The following is a 23,785-nucleotide window of genomic DNA, read 5'->3' as shown; positions in this document are numbered from 1 at the left end:
GATTATTTTAATTATTTTGTGAGAATAAGACGATTGTTACGGGTTAAGCGTAAACGATATTCTTCGCCTGCATGCAAAATACGAATTTCGCGTCCTAGCGCAAACAAGTTATTTGAATGTAACATAGGTAGGGCATGCTGAGTGTCTGAATGACGTGAAAATAAATTAAATGGGGCGTTCATTTTGAGTTACTCCGTGGTGTGTAAGAATTGTTTTAAATGATAATCATTATCATATAAGCCTGTCAACGGATTATTTTTAATTTTATAAAAGTCTACAATTTGCAGTAAAACGTACATTGCAAAAAAGGAATCGGGTTCATGTCCAAGCCAAATATTCATGTGGCAATTGCGCTGTTATTTCATCAAAACAAAGTGTTGGTGGGTTGGCGCGAAGCCAAACAACATCAGGGCAATAAACACGAATTTCCAGGTGGGAAAGTGGAAGCAGGCGAAACTCCTGTAGATGCTTGCCGCCGTGAAGTGTTTGAAGAAGTTGGTGTTGGCATACAGCATTGGCATGCTTTTGATATTATTTGCCATGAATATGATGATGTGATTGTCAATCTGCATATTTTTCAGGCTGCTGTACCCGCAGCTTTATTAAAAGATATTCAAGTGCCTTGGACATGGTTTAGCCGTCCGCAACTTTTAGAGCTGAATTTTCCACAAGCCAATCGTGCAATTGTGCAACGACTAGTGTGGCAACAGGCAATTAAAGTCAGTGAAGATTTAAAACATTTAGCAAATTTGCCTAAGCAAAAACTGCTGTATTGGCGGGTTGAACCCAATGCTGCATGCAAGGTCGAATTGTCAGAATATTGCATTGAGCAACTGGGGCAAGTGATTGTCAATTTGGAATTGTGGAAGCAATTAAATACGATTCAGCAACACGCCATTGCAGCAATTCATTTAAAACAATCGCAACTGATGCAATTACAAAAGGGCGATTTAAAAGTTGGGCAGCGTTATATTGCAGCGTGTCATGATATTGTTTCGGCACAACATGCACAGCAAATTGGTTGTGAAGCAATTTTACTCAGTCCTGTTTTAGTAACCACCACGCATCATGATGCCACACCTTTAGGATGGGAAAAATTCCAGCAGATCGCTGAATTTGTCGATATTCCTGTTTTTGCTTTGGGTGGCTTAACTCAGGATGATTTTGCTACGGCAGAGCAGCATCATGCCTATGGCATTGCAGGCGTACGTTTTATTTGAATTTCTGGTTTGACAAATAAAAAATCGCTGATGTAATTACACTCAGCGATTTTTAGTTTATTAAATCATCGTCCTTACAAATCCTTCAAAGCTTGTTGGGCTTGCGCAAGGCTTTTGGCATTATTTTGTTGCTGTGCTGCTTTTTGAATGACTAACCACAATTGACGTTTCATGGCATCGCTTTGTGCATAGCTTAAACCACGACGTGCCAAGGCTTCTGCATTGGCAGGTTGCTTTTTTTGGTTGGCAATTAAAGCCAAATATAAATAGGTTTCAGCCGCTTGCGGGGCAAGTCGCTGCGCTTGCAAAGCTGCTGTTTCGGCCTGATTGAATTGACCTTGTTTATAAGCGGTCTGGGTTTGCTGCATCAACTTTTGAAAAGCAGGCAAACTACGACCATCCTCTAATTTTTGTTGCACGGTTTGTTGTGGCACCACCACTTGCAACGATTGACGCTTAATTTCTTCACGTTCATAAGGACGAATCACCACACCTTCTGGTGTCGTCACAGTTTTAGGTTTTTCAGGCACAGGCTGAGGAGCAGGCGGTTCAGGTAAACTCTGGCAAGCTACAATCGTTGCCATCGCACCCATAGCGAATGTGGTGAAAAAAACCTGTCTTAAACGTGATAATTTCATAAGCGTAACCAATCGATATCCTCAAGTTTAATTGATATAACTGCCGCTTGAGATGACACGACCATCGGTATTGTCATCTGATACAGGTTCAGTTTCACGGATATAATTTTCGATACTGTCACTGGTTTCAGGAGCTGCTTGTTGAGTTTCAGTATCGGGTTGGTAAGCGGGTTCAACTTGATAGTGTGAAAAACCACATGCGGTTGCCTGACGTGGTACATTATTACGATTCACTGGAATATACATCGCACCTTCACAGCCTTGTGCAGATAAATGCCCAGAACTGCGGTCAATCCAATGCCATTGAATTTGTTCAGTCTGACGTAAGTTGACAGGTTTTTGACGCAATTGCTGCATCACATTACTCCAGACAGGCAAAGCACCAGACGAGCCTGTTAAGCCTGTGACTTTGTTATCATCCAAACCAAGCCATACAACGGCTAAATAATTGCCTGAATAGCCCGCAAACCATGAATCACGAGTATCATTGGTTGTACCTGATTTACCTGCCAATTTTAAATCTGTCGATAAGCTATTGTAAGCTGAACGACCTGTACCAGAACTCATCACTTGCTGTAAGCCATAATTCAAAATATAGGCGGCAGAAGGATCAATAGTTTGTTGTACGGTTAAACCATAACGATCCAGTAAACGTCCATTGGCATCGACTACGGTGCGAATCGCTTTGGTCGGATATTTAAAACCACCAGTGGCAAAGTTGCCATAAATATCCATCACCTGCATAGGCGATAAATCTACTGCACCCAAGAAAATAGATGGATATTGCGGAACCGCATCACTTGGTACACCAAATTTAATGAGGTGATTACGGAAGGTAGATAATCCAAACTCCTGTCCCAAACGAACTGCAGATAGGTTATAAGACTGAGATAGGGCTTGTGACATAGACACAATCCCATGATCGCTGCCGCTATAATTACGTGGTGTCCAAGATTTACCATCAATTGGGATGCTGATTTGGCTGTCTTCTACAGGACTTGCCCAGTTATATCGACCAGACTCAATCGCACTTAAATAAATAATTGGTTTGAGCAGTGAGCCAACTTGACGTTTGGCATCCAAGGCACGGTTAAAACCCGTAAAATCTTGCGTAGAACCTACCGCTGCCACTAACTCGCCATTTTCAGGATGAGAAATTAGCACCGCGCCTTGTAATTCTTTTAAACGCTTTGGATTGGCTTTGCTTAAACGCTCAACCGATGCTTTAAAAGCATTTTGTACGTTGGTTTGTGCAATCGGATCAAGCGTCGTGAAGATACGCAAACCCTGATTGGTCAAATCTCCTTCTTGATATTCAGTACGTAATTGACGGCGGACAATATCTAAAAAGTCAGGGAAACGGGCAGGGCCAATGGTCGGTTTTGTAATGACATTTAAGGGACGCGCAGTTTCTTTTTCATATTGTTCTTGGTTTAAATAACCCATCACCAACATATTGTTTAGTACAATGTCACGACGTTTTTTGGCAGCTTCAGGGTTGCGCCAAGGATTATATAATGATGGACCTTGTACCAAACCGACCAAAAAGGCTTGTTGTGAAATGTTTAGCTCACGCAACGGCATACCAAAATAAAACTGTGAAGCTAGACCATAACCATTAATAGAATAGTTACCGTTTTGACCTAAATTCACCTCATTTAAATAGGCTTCTAAGATTTCATCTTTGCTGTAATGTAGTTCAATCAGCATGGCCATGAGTGCTTCATTGGCCTTACGTTTTAAGGTGCGTTCTGGGCTTAAATAAAAGTTTTTCACCAATTGCTGCGTAAGGGTAGAACCACCCTGACGTTTGCCACCAGTGACGTTGCTGACAATAGCACGTGCAGTACCACGAATTGAAACGCCGTGATGTTGATAGAAATTACGATCTTCAGTGGCAATAAGGGCTTCAATCAGCGGTTTAGGTACTTTATTCAGTTTAATCAGCACACGATCTTCATTGTGCTGTGGATAAATTCCGCCAATCAACATCGGTTCTAAACGTGCAATACCTGTATTAGATGGTTTGGTGGCGCTCACTTCACTAATTTGATTGTTGGCAAAACTGACTTTTAAAACCTGTTCAGGTTCGACACTGTCTCCAAAGTCAAAACCACGGGTATGCACAAATAAAGTATTACCATCGCTGACATAACTGCCTGATTTAGCATAATTATCTGTATTTTTATAGCCAAGCAGTTTCAGTTCTTGAGTAAAGTCGGTCTGGCTGACAGGTGCATTGCTATACACTTCTAACGGGCGTGCAAAAACCTTGGCTGGAATATCCCAACGCTGTCCTTCAAATTTGTCTCTGACAATATTATCCAGACGAATCAAGTAGATACTAAATGCAATAAATCCACCAATAACGATGATGCAAAATAGTAATGCAATTATGCCTATGCCACGCTCAGACTTCATAAATCGCGATAAGATCCTGATAAATTTTGCTAATCATGCGAAGCTTTTACTGAATTTGCAATAATTAATCTGTGACTGAAGGGAAAATATCGTCATAAAATTGAGCAGAAATGTAGTTTTAAAGTTTTTTTAAATCAACTAGGTTAGTGCTATGATAGGCGTCGAATCGTAGCGGAGCGATATCGCAGGTGCAAATTTCACATAAGAACTTTCGGAACATTGGACTGATTGGCCGTCCAGACAAATATTCTGTCGTAGAAACATTATGTCTGATTCACGACCATATTTTAGGATTGGGTTTGCATCCCGTTTTTGATTCTGACACTGCTCAACTTGTACCTTATAACAACACCCAAACAGTCAGCCGTGCTTTATTAGGCGAAGTGGTCGATTTGGTGATTGTGGTGGGGGGGGATGGTTCATTGCTGCACGCAGCGCGCGCTTTGGTTAAATACAATACCCCTGTAATTGGTGTGAACCGTGGGCGTTTAGGCTTTTTAACCGATATTAAACCGACAGAAGTAATCTTTAAACTCGATCAGGTTTTGCAAGGATATTTTCAGTCAGACCGTCGTTTTTTATTGGAAATGGAAGTGCGCTCTAAAGGTGAAATCATTTATGAAGCCATTGCCTTAAATGATGTGGTGCTACATTCGGGTAAGTCGGTTCACATGATTGACTTTGAACTGAATATTGATGGGCAATATGTCTATCGTCAGCACAGTGATGGTTTAATCGTTTCGACCCCAACAGGTTCAACGGCTTATGCTTTGTCGGGTGGTGGCCCAATTGTACATCCGAGCATGGATGCAATTGCATTGGTGCCTATGCATCCTCATACCTTGTCTTCACGCCCAATTGTGGTGGGTGGACACAGCGAAATTAAAATCAATATTCGTGAAAACCGTGTATTGCCAATGGTCAGTGCCGATGGTCAACATAGTGTTTCATTAAATGTCGGAGATAGTTTGCATATACGCAAACATCCTTATAAATTAAATTTATTACATCCACCAGGTTATGACTTCTATATGGCTTGTCGTACTAAGTTAGGGTGGAATCAAGATTTTGAATCAATGCAACAGCAGGATGAATGATGAATATTGAACAAATGCTTGCCGTACTCGATCCTGAAATTGTTGGACGTTTAAAAACGGCAATTGAAATTGGCAAGTGGCCTAATGGTGTTGCGCTGACCCAAGAGCAACGTCAAATTTGTATGCAAGCAGTGTATGCGTGGGAAATGAAAAACCTGCCTGAAACTGAGCGTAGTGGCTATATTGACCGTGGCACTAAAGAAGAAGGCGAGCAGTGTGATGACGATCATCACAAGCATGAAGAATTTAAACCAATTCGTTTTGTTTAAATGATGCAAAACTGCTTTCATGAAAATTGAAAGATGAAAAAGACACCTGAGATGGGTGTCTTTTTTTGTATCTTCAATGACGTTTTAGTTGTGACGATTTTGCCAAAGCTGCTGTGCATTTTGCATTGCTGCCGCATAATCATCACAAACACCCATGGTATATAAAGCAATACCCATGGTTTCAGTAATGGCGACTTCACCATACTCATGAGTTTGCTGACCTAGCCAGACGGCTTTAAATACTGCCAAATCCAATTCTTCTTCTACAGGGCTACGGTTATCGGTCAGTTTAGGCAGTTCGTGTTCATATAAAGCGCCATTTTTGATGCCACAAATTAAAGTTTTGGCATCGGGGTTACGCTCAAACTCGCCACCTTCGCCTTTAATCACTGCACTGTTTTGATAACCCAGCTGAAATGCGGCTTGTTGATGTGAACTGCGATAGGCAGGGTGAAAAATCGCCTGCATGGTGGCTTTGGCATTAAAAGGGTTGATTAAACGGGCAAGGGTATGAATGGGTGAACGTAAACCCATCACATTGCGTAAATTAATCAACTCACTCAAAATCGGTGAAATAACATCCAATGGTAAGTAAGCAAAATTACGCTGTGCCAATTGCTGTTCAACGTCTAGGTCATTTTGGCAAATTGGATAATCTAAATATTGCAGTGCTTGTTCGGTATATAAACGGTTGATGGTATGCCCAGAAGCACCATGCATCACCACTTTATAGTTATGTTTTGCTAAAGTCAGCGCTGCCAATAAAAACCACGGATAATGTCTGCGTTTACCTGCATAAGATGACCAGTCTAAATCGACCTGAAGCGGTTTAAATTGCAGTTGATCACGGGTGGCTTGCACAAAACCTGCCAACTCCTCTACAGATTCTTCCTTCACACGCAGCAGCATTAAAAAAGCGCCTAATTGAACGTCCAAGACTTCATTGCGCAAAATCATAGAAAAAGCTTGATAGGCTTCATCATAGGTCAGTGAACGTGCGCCTGTTTTGCCTTTGCCAATAATTCGAATAAATTGTGCAAATGGATGTTCTACATCTTTATAAATATTTCTTTTATTGGGGTTTGTATTTGGCATAAGCGAGTTCACACACATCTTTAGTTAGTATACTAGTGTATAAACTTCGGTAACAGTTTGCAGCACTATTCACAGCTTCAGCTTGTACGAGCTGCCACAAGTTTCATTGCATATCTGAAATGACGACTAAAGTTTGACTGTAAAGTAAGACAATCTGTAGGGATAACACATGACAGCCTGTATAAAAATGCATAGCATGGATACTATTGAAAACAACAATTGAAAAATAAAGGATTGGATATGCTGGCTTATGATGCTGATTTAGAATTATTTAGAGATAACTTTCGACGTTTTATGCAGGAGCATATTGCACCGCATTATGCTGCGTGGGAACGTGAGGGCATCATGCCGCGCAGCGTGTGGAATCTGTTAGGTGAAAATGGTTTTTTATGTATTGATGTGCCTGAAGAATATGGCGGCTATGGTGTTCCAACGCATTATTCCCTAATGTTGGTCGAAGAATCGGCACGTGCAGGTTATAGCGCACTTTCTACAGGTATTTCCTGTCACTCTGAAATCGCTGCGCCGTACATTTTGCATATTGGTACAGAAGAACAAAAACAATACTGGCTGCCTAAAATGGTGTCGGGTGAAGTGGTTGGTGCAATTGGCATGACCGAGCCAGGTGCGGGTTCAGACTTACAAGCCATGCGTACCAACGCCATTTTGCAAGATGATCATTATGTACTGAATGGTTCTAAAACCTTTATTTCTAACGGTCAGCATGCAGACTTAGTGGTTTTGGCAGTAAAAACAGATCCGCAAGCACGTGCCAAAGGCGTGTCGCTCATGTTGGTCGATACTCATTTAGAAGGCTTTAAAAAAGGCACCAATTTGGAAAAAATTGGTTTGCATTCACAAGACACGTCAGAGCTATTCTTTGACAATGTCAAAGTGCCGAAAAATCAATTGTTAGGACAGGCAGGGCATGGTTTTGCCTATTTAATGCAAGAATTGCCACGTGAACGTACTGCGATTGCAGCTACTGCATTGGGTGCTATTCGAGGTTCAATTGATGTGACCACACAATATGTGCAAGAGCGTCAGGCGTTTGGACAAGCCATTGGTCAGTTCCAGAATACCCGTTTTGTTTTGGCACAGGCTAAAATTGATGAATTGGCAACCGCTGCTTTTTATAATCAAAACGTCGAATTGTATATGCAGGGCAAACTGGACGTCGAAACTGCAGCCGCTTTAAAAAGCTTTGCGACAGATATGCAAATGAAAATTGCCGATCAATTGCTGCAACTGTTTGGCGGTTATGGCTATATGACGGAATACCCGATTTCTCGTTTCTTTGTCGATGCGCGAATCCAGCGAATTTACGGTGGAACCAATGAAATTATGAAAGAAATTGTCGCGCGTGGTTTATTGGGGCGTTAAAACAATGCCTAAAAGTCCAATTGAATAAAGATCAAGGATCATCTCCAGAGTCAGCCCAGTGCTGGCTCTTTTTTTATGAATTTGATCAGACTTAAAAGCAATGAGCTGATTGATAATTACACTTAAAAATAAAATTACACCGCTTAGAATTAGAGATGCAAAAAAGAAAAGCATAGTTGCCCAGTTTTAAGCGGTACGTTGTGCAAAGTTGCGGCTTAAATGTATAGATTGGTGATGCTTTGATCAACTGTATGTTTTTAAATCTGAAACACTGAAAGTTGTATTGCGCAACATTTGAAAGCTAACTATTGTTATACTATTTGCAAAATGTTTATGAAGGGCGACATAACAATGATCCAAGACGATCAGAACACAACGACTTCTCTTGATCTCGCTAAAATCCGTGAAGATATTGACTCTGTAGATCAACAGATTCAGCAGCTGATTAACCGTCGAGCACGACTTGCTGAAGCGGTGGCGAAAGCAAAATTTGCAGCAGAAGAGAGCCCGTTGTTTTACCGTCCTGAACGTGAAGCGCAAGTTTTACGTAATGTTATGGAACGCAACGAAGGGCCGTTGTCTGATGTGACCATGGCACGTTTATTCCGTGAAATTATGTCGGCATGTTTGGCACTTGAAGCGCCACAAAGTATTGCGTTTTTAGGGCCAATTGGTACTTATACGCATTCCGCAGTACTTAAACATTTTGGTCAAGATGCGATTGTGCGTCCTTTGCCTACTATTGATGAAGTTTTCCGTGAAGTGGAAGCAGGCAGTGCACACTATGGTTTAGTACCTGTCGAAAACTCATCTGAAGGTGTGGTGAACCATACTTTAGATTGCTTTAAATCATCGCCATTAAATGTGATTGGTGAAGTAGAATTGCGTATTCATCACCAATTCCTTGTGTCAGAAAACACTCGTAAAGACAGCATTAAACAAATTTATGCGCATCAGCAAACTTTGGCACAATGCCGTAAATGGTTAGATGTGCATTATCCGGGTGTAGAACGTGTGGCACTCAGCTCCAATGCAGAAGCAGCACGCCGTATTCGTAATGAATGGCATTCTGCTGCAATTGCTTCTGAAATTGCGGCCAATATTTACGAACTTGAAATTTTACATAGCAATATCGAAGATAACCCAGAAAATACCACACGTTTCTTGGTGATTGGTCGTGAGAAAGTTCCACCTAGTGGCAATGACAAAACTTCATTGTTGGTGTCTGCACATGACCGCGCAGGGGCGTTGCTTGAGATTCTTGCGCCATTTGCGAAGCATAATATTAGCTTGACCAGTATTGAAACACGTCCTGCCTTGCCTGAAAAATGGGCCTATGTATTCTTCATTGACCTAGAAGGGCATGTCGAGCAAGACAATGTCCGTGCAGCGATTGAAGAAATCCGTCCATTGGTGAAAGAAATTCGTGTCTTGGGTTCTTATCCTGCTGCCGTGTTGTAATCGTATTTAATTCAGTGGTGTGCATGTTTGTCATGCGCGCCACATTCACCACCTAGTCAACTGGAAGTGTAAAATGTCGTTTGTCCCAGCCAATGAAGGCATCTCGAAGTTAAAGCCTTATCAACCAGGTAAACCAATCAGTGAACTTGAGCGTGAGTTGGGGATTACAGATATCGTCAAACTTGCTTCAAATGAAAACCCATTGGGCTGTTCAGACAAAGTCAAAGAAGCCGTTGCAGCAGAAATTGCTGAAATTGGTCGCTATCCAGATGGTGGTGGTTTTATTTTAAAAGACCAAATTCAAAAACAATTTGGCTTTGCGCATGACCGTATTACTTTGGGCAATGGTTCAAACGATTTGCTAGAAATGTTTGCTCGCGCATTCGTTTCAGATCAAGATTCAGTGTTGTATAGCCAACACGCCTTTGCAGTATATGCTTTGGTGACGCAAGCGATTAATGCTCAAGCGATTGAAGTGCCTGCCAAAGGTTTTTCACATGACTTGGATGCTATGGCGGCAGCAATTCAAGACAACACCAAGTTAATCTTTATTGCCAACCCAAATAACCCAACAGGCACATGGTTTGAAGAGGCTGAATTTGAAGCCTTTATGCAAAAAGTTCCTGCACGGGTGATTGTGGTATTAGATGAAGCCTATGTGGAATATTTCCCAGAAAACCTCAACAGCCTTAAATTCCTTGAGCAATATCCAAACTTAATCGTGAGCCGTACTTTATCTAAGTGCTATGGTTTGGCGGCGCTGCGCGTTGGTTTTGCTTTAGCTTCTGCAGAAGTGACCGATTATTTAAACCGTATTCGTCAACCATTTAACGTCAATCACTTGGCAATGGTGGCTGCGGTTGCGGCATTAAAAGACGAAGATTTTATCGAAAAATCACGTATTGCCAACAAAGCAGGCATGGCGCAATTGGAAGCAGGCTTTAAAGCATTGGGTCTGAATTATGTGCCTTCACGTGCTAACTTTATTTTGGTAGATGTAGAAGCCGATCCGGGTCAAACTTTTAATGCCTTATTGAAAGAAGGTGTAATTGTACGTCCTGTGGGTATTACGACCCATTTACGTGTTTCAATTGGCACAGAAGCAGAAAATGCCAAGTTCCTGCGTGCATTAGCCAAAGTATTGGGCAAGGAAGCGAAGGCATAAAACATGGCGCAACCATTGTTTGAAAAAGTTGCATTTATCGGACTCGGGCTAATAGGCTCGAGTTTGGCACGTGTAATGCTGGCAGAAAACTTAAGTCGGCATATTGTGGCATCGACCCGTTCTGAAAAAACGCTGCAAGATGCTTTGGAATTAGGATTAATTGAACAAGGCTTTAACAATCCTGTAGATGCGGTACAAGGCGCAGATTTAGTGGTGTTGGCGCTACCTGTGCAAGCTACAGAAAAAGTCTTGCGATTAATTCAGCCACATTTGGCAGATAATGTAATTCTGACCGATGTAGGCAGCACCAAAGGCAGTGTCGTGGCTGCAGCCAAAGCGGTTTTTGGAGAACATTTACCTGCAGGTTTTGTACCCGGGCATCCAATTGCTGGGGCAGAGCATACAGGCGTGCATGCAGGCAAGGTTGATTTATTTGCCAATCACAAAGTCATTTTGACACCATTGCCAAGCAGTGCGCCGTGGGCAGTCAATAAACTGATTCAAATGTGGGAAAGCGCCAAAGCCGAAGTAATTTGCATGGATGTGGAAAAACATGATGAGGTATTGGCGTATACCAGTCATCTTCCACATTTAATGGCCTTTAATTTGGTCGAACAATTGGCAAATCGGGAAGATAATTTAGACATTTTCCGCTATGCTGCAGGTGGCTTTCGTGACTTCTCACGTATTGCTGCCAGCGATCCACAAATGTGGCATGACATTTTCTTGGCCAATAAAACTGCATTGTTAAAAGCGGTGGATGGCTTTGAAAGTCAACTCGCGATTATTCGCCAACTGATTGAACAAGAAGACTCGCATGCTTTAATGGGCTTGCTTGGACATGCACAAGCGGCACGACAGCATTTTAATCATATGCTCGCCAAGAAACCTTTTATGGAGAACAATAACGTGACACAACAATTTACGATTTTGCCGGGTGCTAAGACTTTCCAAGGTAAATTTACCGTACCGGGTGACAAATCTGTGTCACATCGTTCCATTATGTTTGGTGCAATTGCCGAAGGCACTACGCATGTGACAGGTTTCCTTGAAGGTGAAGATGCATTGGCGACTTTGCAAGCATTTCGTGATATGGGTGTGAGCATTGAAGGCCCTAAAAATGGTGAAGTCACCATTCATGGCGTAGGCATGCAAGGTTTAAAAGCACCTGCAAGCGCAATTTATATGGGCAACTCAGGCACATCTATGCGTTTGTTGGCAGGCATGTTATCTGCACAGCAGTTTGATTCTGTTATGACAGGTGATGCGTCATTGACCAAGCGTCCAATGGAACGTATTGCTAAACCATTGCGTGAAATGGGTGCACAAATTCAAACGACGGGTGAACGTGGCACACCGCCAGTATCGATTACAGGTGCGCAAGCGCTGAAAGGTATTCACTATGATTTGCCAATGGCATCTGCACAGGTGAAATCAGGTATTTTATTGGCAGGGCTTTGGGCAGAAGGTGAAACTTCAGTGACTGAGCCTGAACCAACGCGTGACCATACCGAACGTATGTTACGTGCATTTGGTTATGAAGTGAAAACTGAAGGTAACCGTATTTCATTGCAAGGCGGCGGTAAATTGGTGGGTACAGATATTCAAGTACCTTCTGATATTTCATCTGCGGCATTCTTCATGGTGGGTGCAGCCATTACAGAAAATTCAGATGTAACCTTAGAAGCGGTGGGCATTAACCCAACCCGTACAGGTGTGATTGAAATTCTGAAACAAATGGGTGCAGACCTGAGCGTGGAAAATGAACGTATTGCAGGCGGTGAACCAATTGCAGATATTCGTATTCGTGGTTCACGTACTTTAAAAGGGATTCATGTTCCTGAAGATCAAGTGCCATTGGCGATTGATGAATTTCCTGCATTGTTCATTGCTGCAGCTTGTGCTGAAGGTCAAACTGTACTGACAGGTGCTGCAGAATTGCGCGTAAAAGAATCAGACCGTATTCAAGTGATGGCAGATGGTTTAAAAACCATGGGCATTGACTGCACACCAACTGACGATGGCATCATCATTCAGGGTAAAGGCAAAGCAGGCGACTGGTCAGCGATATTTACAGGCGGCGAGATTGAATCACATCATGACCATCGTATCGCCATGAGTTTCTCTATGGCAGGCTTGCGTACTTCTGGTGAAATTAAAATTGTAGGTACAGAAACAGTAGCAACAAGTTTCCCTACCTTTACTGAGCTTGCAGGTGTGGCAGGTCTGAATATTCAAGTGACAGAATAAGCCAAAACGATACGGGCTGCGATGAAGAGTCGCAAAGCCTAGACTTTATGCTGAAACAGCCAAGCTTTTGCTTGGCTGTTTGCGTTTTATTGCTTATGCTAAACCCATACAAGAAAAAAGCCTTTGGGTTCGAGCATGCGCAAATTAAAATTTATGGCGAATTGTGAAAATAAACAAGAGTTACAAGATTGCACTCTGGCACAGAATTATGTGGCGAATTTACTTTCACAAAACTTATCTCATTATGGCTTTCAAACGTTGCCGCAGAGTGGTGCACAAGTCGCTGTAAGTGTAGATCAACATGCGCTGCCTTTGGCAGTAAATTGTCAAAGCCGTGGTGAAGATGGGCATCTTGTTTGTGAAATTACTTCATACCCAAATGAGGAACAAGACTGGCTAGAACGAATTACCGAGCAAAGTTTATTAAATCAATTGGCGCAAGCGGTAGAAAATACTCTGAAAGAAGACCAATCTTTTAGTGAATTTGAGTGGAAAGGTTAAACCAAGCTGCAAAGACGTTGGATGTTTAAAATTTATACTTGATTTTTAAATTAAAAATAGGGTCTGTTGACATTTCATAAAGGCAGCCACAGATAAATACAAGCTAAGGCAGCTGCGCTTCGAAAGTTTCGCTTTAGTTTATCAAACCGTGTAGCAATTCCTCGGAATTGCTTCAAACGGCAAAAAGCATTCTCAACTAAGTGTCTGATTTTATATAAATACCAGTCCATATGATCATTACTTGATTTCGTGTTTGATTTCTTCGGTATATTCGCTTTAGCACTTTAATTTTTAATCTGTTCTCTTAATATTTCAGAATCATAGCCTTTATCCATACAGACTATTTCAGTGTCAGTTAAATCTAATTGTTCGACTAAAATAGGGGCAACTTTGACATCATGGGTGGTTCCATCTGAAATAATAAATTCGATCGGGTTACCGTGAGAGTCAACAGCTAAGTGAATTTTAGAACTATTACCCCCAACACTTTTTGAAATATCCTGATTAGGGATTCCTGCTGAATGTTGGTGTGCTCTAACATGAGTAGCATCAATAAATATCCATTCACGATCAGCGTTCTCTGAGAATATTTTAAATATTTTCATTATCTTATCTTTATTAGACCAGCGATTGTACTTTTTAAAAATTGAGTTTGGATTACCAAAAACCTCGGGTAAATCTCTCGAAGGGCATCCTGTTCTAATACGATATAGGATTGCCTCAAAAAAATTTCTCAAATTTGAGTTGAGATAAATATTAAAATTGCGAGAATAGCTTTTAACTTAGACCAGTGTTGATCATTCAACATTGTACGAGGTATAGCGAGTAGTGAATTTGGTTTGGCGATTGAATTTTACTATCTCGCTATTTTTTTATACAGCAAATGTCAACAGATCCTATTCATTTTTTAATTGAAATGTCATCTAAATGACACATCGCAACCGTATATTAAGCAGCAAGAACAATACAACAAAATAATTTTTATTTAACCCGCTTAATTTGGGAGAGTTAAGTGGGTTTTTTATTGCCTAGAGAAATGTTGCAAGTACTATAAAAAAAATAAGCTCAACTGATCAGAGTGAATCAATGTTTTTTTAAAGCAGACACTGAAATAAAAGCACCTCAGCCTCCACGTTGGATTGATCTAAGAGATCATCTTCTAGCAATACAACGCAACGTGTTTTTCCGATAGGGTTAAACAAAAATACGCATTGGAGTTTGTTGAAAGCTGCTGCTATAGTGAGCGCAGTATTTTTTATTTAGGTGGTTTATGCTCGCTTTAATTTCTCCAGCCAAGACTTTAGATTATGAAACTGCATTACCAAGCGATGAATATACTCAACCTAGATTACTTCAACATTCACAAGAGTTAATTGATGTAGCACGTAAACTTTCTGCTACAGAAATTGCCAGTTTAATGAGTGTCAGTGAAAAAATTGCCACTTTGAATGTCGAGCGTTTTCGTGACTGGCAAGCAGAGTTTGATCTTGCCAATGCACGTCAGGCCATGTTTGCCTTTAAAGGTGATGTGTACACAGGCTTAGATGCTTATAGTTTATCTGCTGCAGAGATTGAGTTTGCTCAACAACACTTGCGCATGCTTTCTGGCTTATATGGCTTATTGCGTCCATTGGATTTAATGATGCCGTATCGTTTGGAAATGGGCACTAAGTTGCATAATGCGCGCGGTGAAAATTTGTATCGTTTCTGGGGCGATATCATCACCAATTTAATTAACCAAGATTTAAAACATAACCAGTCGGCATTATTGGTGAATCTAGCTTCCGATGAATATTATAAGTCGGTGCAGGAAGCAAAAATTCAGGCTGAAATTATTAAACCTGTATTTTTAGATCAGAAAAATGGTAAATATAAAGTCATCAGTTTTTATGCCAAAAAAGCCCGTGGTTTGATGGCACGTTTTATCATCGAGAATAAATTAGAACGCGCAGAAGACTTAAAAGCATTCAATAGTGAAGGTTATTATTTCGATGCAGACAGTTCTTTAAAAGGCGAATTGGTCTTTAAACGTGACGAGCAAGCCGCCTAACTGTCGGTTTAATCGTTGAATCTCCCATCATGCTAACCTATGGCAGATGGGGGCGAGACTGACCAATCCCTGTTTGTACTCTTAAAGCTGTTTAAAGGCTTCTATGGCACGTAATCGGCTAAGTTTTAAATCTACAATTGGATGAGGATAATCCAGTTTTAGATTTGGATTTTTCGCATATGGTTCATGAATATTTTTGGCATCTAAATGAGCCAGTTTAGGTAGCCATGTGCGAATATAATCACCATTGGGGTCAAACTTTTGTGATTGGCTCACAGGGTTGAAAATCCTAAAATAGGGCACTGCATCTGTACCAGTCGAGGCACACCATTGCCAGCCACCGTTATTGGCAGCCAAATCACCATCAATTAAATGTTGCATAAACCACTGTTCGCCCAAGCGCCAGTCAATTAACAGGTTTTTGCACAGAAACATTGCGCAAATCATTCTGACTCGATTATGCATCCAGCCCGTTTGCAAAAGTTGTTGCATGCCTGCATCCACAATGGGGATGCCTGTTTTTCCTTGTTGCCATGCTGCTAAACCTGCAGGATCATTTCGCCACGCCACCTGTGCGGTCTGATCTTTAAAAGGGCGGTGCTTTGAAACTTTGGGATAATCAAACAAAATATGTTGATAAAACTCACGCCAAAGTAATTCATCTAACCAAGTTTGTTGTCCTGCATTTTCGAGATGAAAATGTCCTTGTGAATGCGCAAAAACCGCAGCCAGACATTGCCGAATGGAGAGAATGCCACAGTTTAAATACGCAGATAATTGGCTGGTACCAGACAACGCTGGAAAATCACGCTGTTGCTGATAATCTTGCATTTGTTCACGCGTAAAATCATCCAACAATTGCTGTGCATGTTGTTCCGTGACTGCCCATAAATTTTGTTGTGCCGTTGGAAGTGGGTCGAAACCTAAGTGTTCTAAACTTGGTACAGTAGAGAGATATTGTTCAGGAAGTTGAATCGACGTTTGAGCTTGTGGCAGAGGAAAGCAACGCGGAATACTGACACTCAACTGTTGATAGGCATACTTTTTAAATGCACTGAATACCTGATAAGGTTTCATGCTCTGATTGCGCACCGTACCCACAGGAAAAAGCGTACGGTCATGGTACAAAATCAAGTCCTGACCGTGTTGGTTTAAGGTTTGTTGAACTTCAAGATCACGTTTTAGTTCATTCACTCCTAATTCAATATTGGCATAAATATTTTGAATCGGATGTGAGTCTTTTAATGTTTGGCATAGTTGGAGCAGCATTTGTGCAATGTCAGTCCAAGATGGTGTAATTTGAACAATCAGTGGGATATTGAGTTGTGCGAGTTCGTCTTTTAGTGCATTTAATTGACGTAAATAAAAGTCAATTTTAATGGGCGCATCGTGATGCAAACGATATTGCTGAGGCGAAAGAATCACTACGCCAATACAAGCTCCTACTTGGCTAGCATGCCAAAGCGCGGTGTGATCTGAAATTCTTAAATCTTGTCGGAACCAAACTAAATTATAGCTTTGCATGGGAAGAATGCTTGAGGTGAGCGCTGGAAAAGTGATTTCATTATAAGCATGGCTGAGTCGCATTGTCTTAAATGTGAAGGATTTATTTGACCAATAAAACAACAATGTGCTGTGTTGATTTTTCCTGTAACGATCTTTCCGCAATAGCCTGCCTGAAAGGATCTTTCAGTAATGTGCTTATCCTAAATTTTAGAATGGCAAACAAAAAAGCAAAGTAAAAATACTTTGCCTTTTGCTTCGATCAATACTGATCTTAGTGGTGATGACCACCCGCACCGTGTACGTGACCGTGATCTAATTCTTCTTGAGAAGCTTCACGGATTTCAACGATTTCTACTTCAAACGTTAAATCTTGACCAGCAAGTGGGAAGTTTGCATCAACAATTACGTTGTCACCTTCAACTGCTTTTACAGTTACGATTTGAACGCCATCATCAGTTTGCGCTTGGAATTGCATGCCTGCTTGGATGTTGTCTACACCTAGGAACATTTGTGCAGGAACTTCTTGTACTAAGTCTGGGTTGTATTCGCCATAACCTTCAGCTGCAGGTACGTTTACAGTAAATTTTTCACCTACTGTTTTACCTTCTAACGCTTTTTCTAAACCAGGGATGATATTACCTGCACCATGCAAATAGGCAAGTGGTTCACCTTGAGATTTGTCGAGAGTTTCACCCTCTGCGTTAGTCAATGTGTAGTGGAAAGAAACCACGAGGTCATTTGCAATAGCAGTCATGTTATTGATCCATTCAATTTTTTAAGGGTACATCATAAAGTGAAACGTGGAATTTGTTATAGACATTTCTGCAAATTCTTCACTTTTCCGAGTTTTTTATGACATTTTTTAGTTAATCGGGGCAATTTTTATAATTTCAATGCAAATTTGTGCGTCATACCTATAAATTTGCAGATTTTATTGCAGGCTCATTTTAAGCCCTTTGTATGATGTGTAGATGACAATAAAAAAGATGGGACATTGCCCATCTTGGTGATATTTAATTCTTGAGGATCATCGGCTTCTAACCGAGTGAAGTTTTCTCATCTTCTACAGGTTGATGGCTAAAGAAATTAAACAAACTGCCAAACCACATCATGATTCTTTCAAAAATATTGGCTTCAACAATGTTGACCTGTTCTTCAATTGCAAAGCTGTTAATCAATTGATTATTTTGATAAACGTGTACGGTTGCCAGTTTCATAACCTGTGCCAATGGCGCAGTCAGTAACTTTTCAGACAATTCAATATTGACATGCGTTTGTGTACGCTGTGCAGGTTCAAGTGTTTCTAATTCGCCCTGTGCATTCACAAGTTGTAGACGTTGAGTACTTTGATCAAACTGCGCCAAGTTAATTGCATATGGCTGTTCATACAATGATGTCGTCACAAACTTTGGCTGACTGCTTTCAATCTTAAACATGCGTAAGGTCGATTTCACCACAGGCAATTCTGCAATCATTTGTTTGGGTTTAATCGCGACTTCATTACGGGTATAGCTATAAGCTAAATTTAATAATTGATGTGCCACTTCAGCACGTTTTTGCGCACTCTTGGTTCCCATCACCACCACCACTAAACGACGCTCAGGTGCAGCACTATCCAATGTTGGGCGGTTTGCAGTTAAGGCAAGGTTGTAGCCTGCAGCTTTGGTGAAGCCTGTTTTTAACCCATCTACACTTGGGTCTTGTTTTAATAATATATTGGTCGCACGGTGAAAGTGCTGATTGTAGGTAAAACTAGTTTGTTTTGAATAAGCCAAATAATCGGGTGTTTCAGTCACTATCGCTTGTGCTAAACGTGCCATATCTGCCGCAGAAGAATAATGACTAGGCATAGTCACACCAGACGGATTCTGAAAATGTGTGTCTTGCATACCCAAAGCTTGCGCTTCCTGATTCATTCGGGCAATAAACTGCGGCACACCACCTGCAACACGTTCACCTAAAGTGAGTGCAGCATCGTTAGCAGACATAATAATTAAGCCTGCCAATAATTGATCTACCGAAATCTGCTCACCTGCTTTTAGATACATTTGTGATTCATCCCACATCACTTGTTCTACCACAGGTGTTGCGGTCAAAATTTCATGTCGGTCTAATTTACCTGCCTGAATATCTTTCAGCACAATATAAGCCACCATCATTTTAGTGAGTGAAGCAGGTGCACGTTGTACGTGACTATTGTGTTCTGCAATCACTTGCCCAGATTGTGGGTCTAAAATTGCCCATGCTTCGGCTTCGACACTTTCAGCTTGAATATTCAATAATGCGGCATGCGTGATTGCGCTGCAGAGCCAGCAGAGCGCCGCAATCAGATAGATAACACGTTTCAAAGAAGTTCCTTATTTACACCAATCCATTGGTGTCACAATGGTTTTAAGCAGCAAAAACAATAACAATTGACTAGGGAATGCTATGCCTTTTTTGCTCAGATGGCTACCCATAAATGCAGACAAATCTCATCTTGACGCATCAATTGCTAAAAAAATGTTAAGCTTGTTGCCAAGTTCTTATTTATACATTTTGTATTGCCCATTATGTTGCATTATCAAATCGAATTTGACGATTATCGTCAGCATCTTATTCATGTCACCGTGCGTTTTTTGGCTAATCCTACTCAGGTTTTATCTCTACCCACTTGGATTCCAGGCAGCTATTTAATTCGTGAATTTTCCAAACATCTTGAGTCGGTACGTGCTTATGATGAAGCGGGGCGTATCCTCAAAATTCAGAAATTTGAAAAGAATAAATGGCGCTTATTTAACACCGATCATGAATTGATTACGGTGGAATATGATGTCTACGCTTATGATTTGTCAGTGCGTGGCGCTTATGTCGATCAAACCCGTTTATACGTCAATCCTGCCTGTGCCTGTTTGGGCTTAGATGGGCAAGAAGATAAAGCTATTGAAGTTGAATTATTTTTACCAGACGAGCTGAAGCATTTTCAGCTTGCGACAGGTTTGGCAGCAAAAAGTTTGGTGAAAGGGCGTTATACCTTAAAAGCCAAAAACTATGCCGAACTGATTGATGCACCGTTTGAATTGGCAGAACAAACCCGTTTTAGTTTTACCGCAGCAGATATTCCACACGAATTTGTGGTTTCGGGCAAACATGCAATGAACGCTGCGCGTATGCAGCAAGATATTGAAAAAATTTGTGCTACACAAATTACCATGTTTGGTTCTGCGCCATTTGAAAACTATACCTTTATGACCATGGCAACAGGCAATAGCTATGGCGGTTTAGAGCATCCAAACAGTACCAGTTTAATTACACCTCGTGATGATTTGCCGAAAGCTAACGAACCTGAACAACCTTCTAAAGATTATCAGCGCTTTTTAGGTCTGTGCAGCCATGAGTATTTTCATAGTTGGTTGGTGAAATTCATTCGTCCTGAAAGCTTTGTGAATTATGATCTGAATCAGGAAGGTTATACATCGCTGTTATGGATTTTTGAAGGCTTTACGTCTTATTACGATGATTTGTTATTGCTGCGTAGTGGTGTAATTGATCAGGCGGCTTATTTGGAGTTGCTCAAAGCACAAATTGATCGTTATTTGCAAAATCCGGGTCGTGCGATTCAAACGGTAGCAGAATCTAGTTTTGATGCTTGGGTCAAGTTCTATCGTCAAGATGAAAACTCGAACAATGCAGGAACCAGCTACTATAACAAAGGCTGTTTGGTGGCTTTATGTTTAGATTTGGGCTTGCGTTTACGTGGTTCAAGCTTAGATGCCTTAATGCAGAAATTGTACGCTAATGCGCAACAGGGCATTCAAGTGCATGAGCGCACTATCTTTGAATTATGTAAAGAATTGACAGGAGATGATTGGTCGGAGCAAATCCATCATTTAATTAACACGACTGATGAATTGCCGCTCGATCAGTTATTGCCTGAATTTGGCGTTGATTATCAGCTAAAACAGGATAAGTCTTTGCCGTTTGGTTTAAAATTGGCAGATAAACCTGAAGGGGTGTTGGTACAAGCTGCCCATCGTGAAGGTGCTGCGGCAAAAGCAGGACTTTCTGCGCATGATGTGATTATTGCGATTGATGGTTTAAAAGCTACGGTAAAATCCCTTGAGCGATATGCCAAACAGGATGCAATTTATACTGTTCATGCGTTCCGCCGTGATGAGTTGATGACTTTTGAGCTATATGCTGCGCAGATTGAATTGCCAGAAGTGGTATTAAATGTTACAGATCAGGCAAAAGTAGAGCAGTGGTTGAAAGGTTGAGTTAAAGTTTAATTTAAAGTTCAGCTATAAAAAAATGGATGCTTCGGCATCCATTTTTGTATCTTGAACAAGTTGAGTTTTGACTCACCAACTCATTAACGTGCCCGACGTCCACGGCTTTTGGTATTAGGGCGTGTAGTACCATTGGTCTTACGACGAGGTTTCTCACTTTCTTCCATTTGCCAAATACGTGGCGTACCTGATTTTTTCTTGGTAGTGCCATCTTTATTTTTCTTTTGATGGATTGGCTTGCCACCCGTACCACCAGGTTTTTTCACATACGAACGCGAGCGATACGGTTCAGCAGCAGGCACATCTTTAAAATCAGGATACAACAACGGTTCGATTTCTTTAGTTTCACCGGGTTGTAAACCCAATTGTACCAAGTCAATCGAACCAATTTTGGTGCGGATTAAACGCAAAGTTGGAAAACCAACCGCAGCCGTCATACGACGCACTTGGCGGTTGCGACCTTCACAAATTGAAATTTCAATCCACGAAGTAGGTACAGAAGCACGGAAACGTACAGGAGGATCACGCTCCCACAACCATTCAGGCTCATCGACTTTATACGCTTGCGCAGGCAAAGTCATGCCATCTTTCAGTTCCACGCCTTTACGCAATTGTGCCAAGGCATCTTCAGTGACATCACCATCGACTTGAACCAAATAGGTTTTGTATTTTTTATTGGCTGGATTGGTAATAAACTGATTCAAGCCGCCATGATCAGTCAAGAACACCAAGCCTTCCGAATCCATATCTAAACGACCAGCTAAACGTAAGTCTGGATCATCAACAAAAGCCGACATGGTGAGATGTTTTTCATCTTCACGGAATTGAGAGAGAACGTCATATGGTTTATTTAAGATGACGATTTTCATAAGAAATGCTTCTTTAAATTCAATAAATTGGGAAAATTGAGAGTATTTAAAAGGAAAAACGGGCGATTTCCAATTAAATCGCAAATACAGTGTGTTTAAGATGGGTCTATTATGCGATAAGAATAGGGGAAAGTATTGCTTAAAGACAATTATTTTTGTGTGTGTGCATTAAACTACAGAAACAGACTAGGCATCTATAATGCATAAAATTAAGATAAACGTGTATGAATATAAATTAGGATGTTATGCAACAAGGTCATTGGTGCTTTATACTCTTCTTTAGCTTTTCAATGCTGGCTTTGCTTAGTGCATGTCAGCCACCCGTGTCTGGCAAGTCTGCAGGAATTCAAACCCCGTATTTATACTGGAAATTGCAACAAACTGAATTCGCAGTGACTCCACTACAAATTCCAGTGACTCCACTACAAATTCCAGTGAAAGGTGTAAATTTTGCTCAAATACAAGATACCTGGGGGGCAGCACGCAGTGAAGGGCGAAAGCATCAGGGGACTGATATTTTTGCGGTGCGTGGTACAGCCGTCATTGCGGCGACAGATGGCGTTGTGCATAAAATTGGTTTAGACCGCTTAGGTGGAAAAGTCATTTGGATTACTGGGCCTGCATTAAGCCAACATTATTATGCACACCTTGATGATTATGCCGAACATATTCATGTGGGAGACTGGGTTGAAGCTGGTGAAGTTATTGGTTTTGTTGGCACGTCAGGCAATGCCCAAAACACGCCGCCACATTTGCATTATGGCATTTATCTACGCGGGCATGGGGCTGTGAATCCTTATCCATATTTACTAGCAAGTTCACGCTAACCTCAGCTCTAATATTTTATAAATATGACATATTTTTAGCATTTATGTTTCAAGCCTATTCATATTAGGTAGCCGTCATTATTTTTAGGACAAACCATTTAATCATGAAAATTTACCAAGTTGATGCTTTCAGCCATGAATTGTTTAAAGGCAATCCCGCCGCCGTGCTTGTGAGTAAAACATGGTTAGCTGATGATTTAATGCAAAATATCGCATTGGAAAATAATCTGTCCGAAACCGCTTTTGTCAAAATGATAGATGCAGAAAACTTTGAAATCCGCTGGTTTACCCCCATAACAGAAGTCGATTTTTGCGGACATGCCACACTTGCCAGCAGCTTTGTTTTATTTAAGGATTATACAGAGGCAAATACAATTCAATTTCATGTGAAAAATTTGGGGATTTTTACAGTTCAGCAACAGCAAGATGGCAAAATTTGCATGAATTTCCCGATACGCGCTGCCCAGAAAGTTGAAGATTATCCCGATATTTTAAGCTGTCATTAAAAAGTAAACATGTATTCTTTTCCGAATTGGTTTGATACTCTCTCCACCCATTGCTCTATTTTATCAGCTGTCATGACTTGAAAATCTCGCCAATAATATTTCATCTGCTTCCATACCATCTCGATTCGATTCAACTCAGGGCTATAAGCTGGAATAAAATACAAATTCGTCGAAAAGTTACTTTTAAGTAGCTCTCTGTAATCAGCCATCTTTTTACTTCTATGAATCGAGGCATTATCAACAATAAGAACCAATGGAA

The 23,785-nt window shown here is 41.0% G+C and carries 20 protein-coding genes and 2 pseudogenes; 12 read left to right on the top strand and 10 right to left on the bottom strand.

Going from position 1 to position 23,785, the window contains the following annotated elements:
- Nucleotides 1–11 precede the first annotated feature (11 nt).
- The gene (gene hemP / locus FTU58_RS03740) at nucleotides 12–182 is read right to left on the bottom strand and encodes a hemin uptake protein HemP (RefSeq protein WP_004972965.1); all 171 of its coding nucleotides are present in this window, start codon (nucleotides 180–182) and stop codon (nucleotides 12–14) included.
- Between the two features lie 138 nt (nucleotides 183–320).
- On the opposite strand from hemP, the gene FTU58_RS03735 reads away from it, so the two are divergent.
- Nucleotides 321–1,220, top strand: a complete 900-nt coding sequence (locus FTU58_RS03735) for an NUDIX domain-containing protein (RefSeq protein ID WP_179993726.1) — start codon at nucleotides 321–323, stop codon at nucleotides 1,218–1,220.
- 74 nt (nucleotides 1,221–1,294) lie between these two features.
- On the opposite strand, the gene FTU58_RS03730 is transcribed toward FTU58_RS03735, so the two are convergent.
- Both FTU58_RS03730 and mrcB read right to left on the bottom strand, forming a co-directional pair.
- A complete protein-coding gene (locus FTU58_RS03730) occupies nucleotides 1,295–1,813 on the bottom strand; it encodes a hypothetical protein (protein ID WP_096901888.1) in 519 nt (172 codons plus the stop codon).
- 72 nt (nucleotides 1,814–1,885) lie between these two features.
- Complete coding sequence (gene mrcB / locus FTU58_RS03725; RefSeq protein WP_180062062.1) at nucleotides 1,886–4,279, bottom strand: penicillin-binding protein 1B; 2,394 nt, start codon at nucleotides 4,277–4,279, stop codon at nucleotides 1,886–1,888.
- 179 nt (nucleotides 4,280–4,458) lie between these two features.
- On the opposite strand from mrcB, the gene FTU58_RS03720 reads away from it, so the two are divergent.
- Both FTU58_RS03720 and FTU58_RS03715 read left to right on the top strand, forming a co-directional pair.
- The gene (locus tag FTU58_RS03720; RefSeq protein ID WP_373886003.1) at nucleotides 4,459–5,376 is read left to right on the top strand and encodes an NAD(+) kinase; all 918 of its coding nucleotides are present in this window, start codon (nucleotides 4,459–4,461) and stop codon (nucleotides 5,374–5,376) included.
- Entirely contained in the window at nucleotides 5,376–5,645 is a 270-nt protein-coding gene (locus FTU58_RS03715; protein ID WP_004972971.1) for a YeaC family protein, read from the top strand. Before FTU58_RS03720 ends, FTU58_RS03715 begins: the two co-directional genes overlap by 1 nt.
- A gap of 84 nt (nucleotides 5,646–5,729) precedes the next feature.
- Here FTU58_RS03715 and FTU58_RS03710 read toward each other — a convergent pair whose 3' ends face one another.
- A complete protein-coding gene (locus tag FTU58_RS03710) occupies nucleotides 5,730–6,740 on the bottom strand; it encodes a glycosyl transferase family protein (protein WP_180062060.1) in 1,011 nt (336 codons plus the stop codon).
- Nucleotides 6,741–6,980: 240 nt separating this feature from the next.
- Between FTU58_RS03710 and FTU58_RS03705 the strand changes: the two genes are divergently transcribed.
- From FTU58_RS03705 to FTU58_RS03685, 5 genes are all read left to right on the top strand, one after another.
- Complete coding sequence (locus FTU58_RS03705; protein WP_096901859.1) at nucleotides 6,981–8,123, top strand: acyl-CoA dehydrogenase family protein; 1,143 nt, start codon at nucleotides 6,981–6,983, stop codon at nucleotides 8,121–8,123.
- Between the two features lie 351 nt (nucleotides 8,124–8,474).
- Nucleotides 8,475–9,584, top strand: coding sequence for a prephenate dehydratase (gene pheA / locus FTU58_RS03700; RefSeq protein WP_004972976.1), 1,110 nt, complete (start codon nucleotides 8,475–8,477; stop codon nucleotides 9,582–9,584).
- A gap of 73 nt (nucleotides 9,585–9,657) precedes the next feature.
- Nucleotides 9,658–10,749: a histidinol-phosphate transaminase gene (gene hisC, locus FTU58_RS03695; protein ID WP_180062059.1), complete on the top strand. Its 1,092-nt coding sequence runs from the start codon at nucleotides 9,658–9,660 to the stop codon at nucleotides 10,747–10,749.
- A gap of 3 nt (nucleotides 10,750–10,752) precedes the next feature.
- Nucleotides 10,753–12,999 (top strand): bifunctional prephenate dehydrogenase/3-phosphoshikimate 1-carboxyvinyltransferase, encoded by a 2,247-nt coding sequence (locus tag FTU58_RS03690; protein WP_136144523.1) that lies wholly within the window; start codon nucleotides 10,753–10,755, stop codon nucleotides 12,997–12,999.
- 135 nt (nucleotides 13,000–13,134) lie between these two features.
- On the top strand, nucleotides 13,135–13,500 hold the full coding sequence (locus tag FTU58_RS03685; RefSeq protein ID WP_004972981.1) for a hypothetical protein: 366 nt from the start codon (nucleotides 13,135–13,137) through the stop codon (nucleotides 13,498–13,500).
- 74 nt (nucleotides 13,501–13,574) lie between these two features.
- On the opposite strand, the pseudogene FTU58_RS03680 reads toward FTU58_RS03685, so the two are convergent.
- A pseudogene (locus FTU58_RS03680) lies at nucleotides 13,575–14,320 on the bottom strand (IS5 family transposase).
- 450 nt (nucleotides 14,321–14,770) lie between these two features.
- Between FTU58_RS03680 and yaaA the strand changes: the two are divergent.
- On the top strand, nucleotides 14,771–15,550 hold the full coding sequence (gene yaaA / locus FTU58_RS03675; RefSeq protein ID WP_179990676.1) for a peroxide stress protein YaaA: 780 nt from the start codon (nucleotides 14,771–14,773) through the stop codon (nucleotides 15,548–15,550).
- Between the two features lie 81 nt (nucleotides 15,551–15,631).
- Here yaaA and FTU58_RS03670 read toward each other — a convergent pair whose 3' ends face one another.
- The 3 genes from FTU58_RS03670 to FTU58_RS03660 form a co-directional block, all read right to left on the bottom strand.
- Nucleotides 15,632–17,074: a deoxyribodipyrimidine photo-lyase gene (locus tag FTU58_RS03670; RefSeq protein WP_180062058.1), complete on the bottom strand. Its 1,443-nt coding sequence runs from the start codon at nucleotides 17,072–17,074 to the stop codon at nucleotides 15,632–15,634.
- 253 nt (nucleotides 17,075–17,327) lie between these two features.
- Nucleotides 17,328–17,810 carry a peptidylprolyl isomerase gene (gene slyD, locus FTU58_RS03665; protein ID WP_180062057.1) on the bottom strand — a complete coding sequence of 161 codons (483 nt, stop codon included), beginning with the start codon at nucleotides 17,808–17,810 and terminating at the stop codon, nucleotides 17,328–17,330.
- A gap of 283 nt (nucleotides 17,811–18,093) precedes the next feature.
- Complete coding sequence (locus FTU58_RS03660; RefSeq protein WP_180062056.1) at nucleotides 18,094–19,404, bottom strand: D-alanyl-D-alanine carboxypeptidase family protein; 1,311 nt, start codon at nucleotides 19,402–19,404, stop codon at nucleotides 18,094–18,096.
- A gap of 204 nt (nucleotides 19,405–19,608) precedes the next feature.
- Between FTU58_RS03660 and FTU58_RS03655 the strand changes: the two genes are divergently transcribed.
- Complete coding sequence (locus tag FTU58_RS03655) at nucleotides 19,609–21,312, top strand: M61 family metallopeptidase (protein ID WP_180062055.1); 1,704 nt, start codon at nucleotides 19,609–19,611, stop codon at nucleotides 21,310–21,312.
- Between the two features lie 95 nt (nucleotides 21,313–21,407).
- Here the strand turns inward: FTU58_RS03655 and FTU58_RS03650 are convergent, their stop codons facing one another.
- Complete coding sequence (locus FTU58_RS03650; protein WP_096901872.1) at nucleotides 21,408–22,193, bottom strand: rRNA large subunit pseudouridine synthase E; 786 nt, start codon at nucleotides 22,191–22,193, stop codon at nucleotides 21,408–21,410.
- 245 nt (nucleotides 22,194–22,438) lie between these two features.
- On the opposite strand from FTU58_RS03650, the gene FTU58_RS03645 reads away from it, so the two are divergent.
- A complete protein-coding gene (locus FTU58_RS03645; RefSeq protein WP_004972999.1) occupies nucleotides 22,439–23,020 on the top strand; it encodes a M23 family metallopeptidase in 582 nt (193 codons plus the stop codon).
- A gap of 104 nt (nucleotides 23,021–23,124) precedes the next feature.
- Nucleotides 23,125–23,514: pseudogene (locus FTU58_RS03640) on the top strand (PhzF family phenazine biosynthesis protein); the annotation flags it as partial.
- 8 nt (nucleotides 23,515–23,522) lie between these two features.
- Here the strand turns inward: FTU58_RS03640 and FTU58_RS03635 are convergent.
- Nucleotides 23,523–23,785, bottom strand: a 263-nt coding sequence (locus FTU58_RS03635) for a transposase (protein WP_180062054.1), incomplete at its 5' end; no start/stop codon positions are given.

This window comes from Acinetobacter sp. YH12120, from assembly GCF_013418795.1.
Classification (GTDB): domain Bacteria; phylum Pseudomonadota; class Gammaproteobacteria; order Pseudomonadales; family Moraxellaceae; genus Acinetobacter; species Acinetobacter towneri.
The sequence above is the reverse complement of the archived record's forward strand: the minus strand, read 5'-3'. Positions and strand labels throughout refer to the sequence as shown.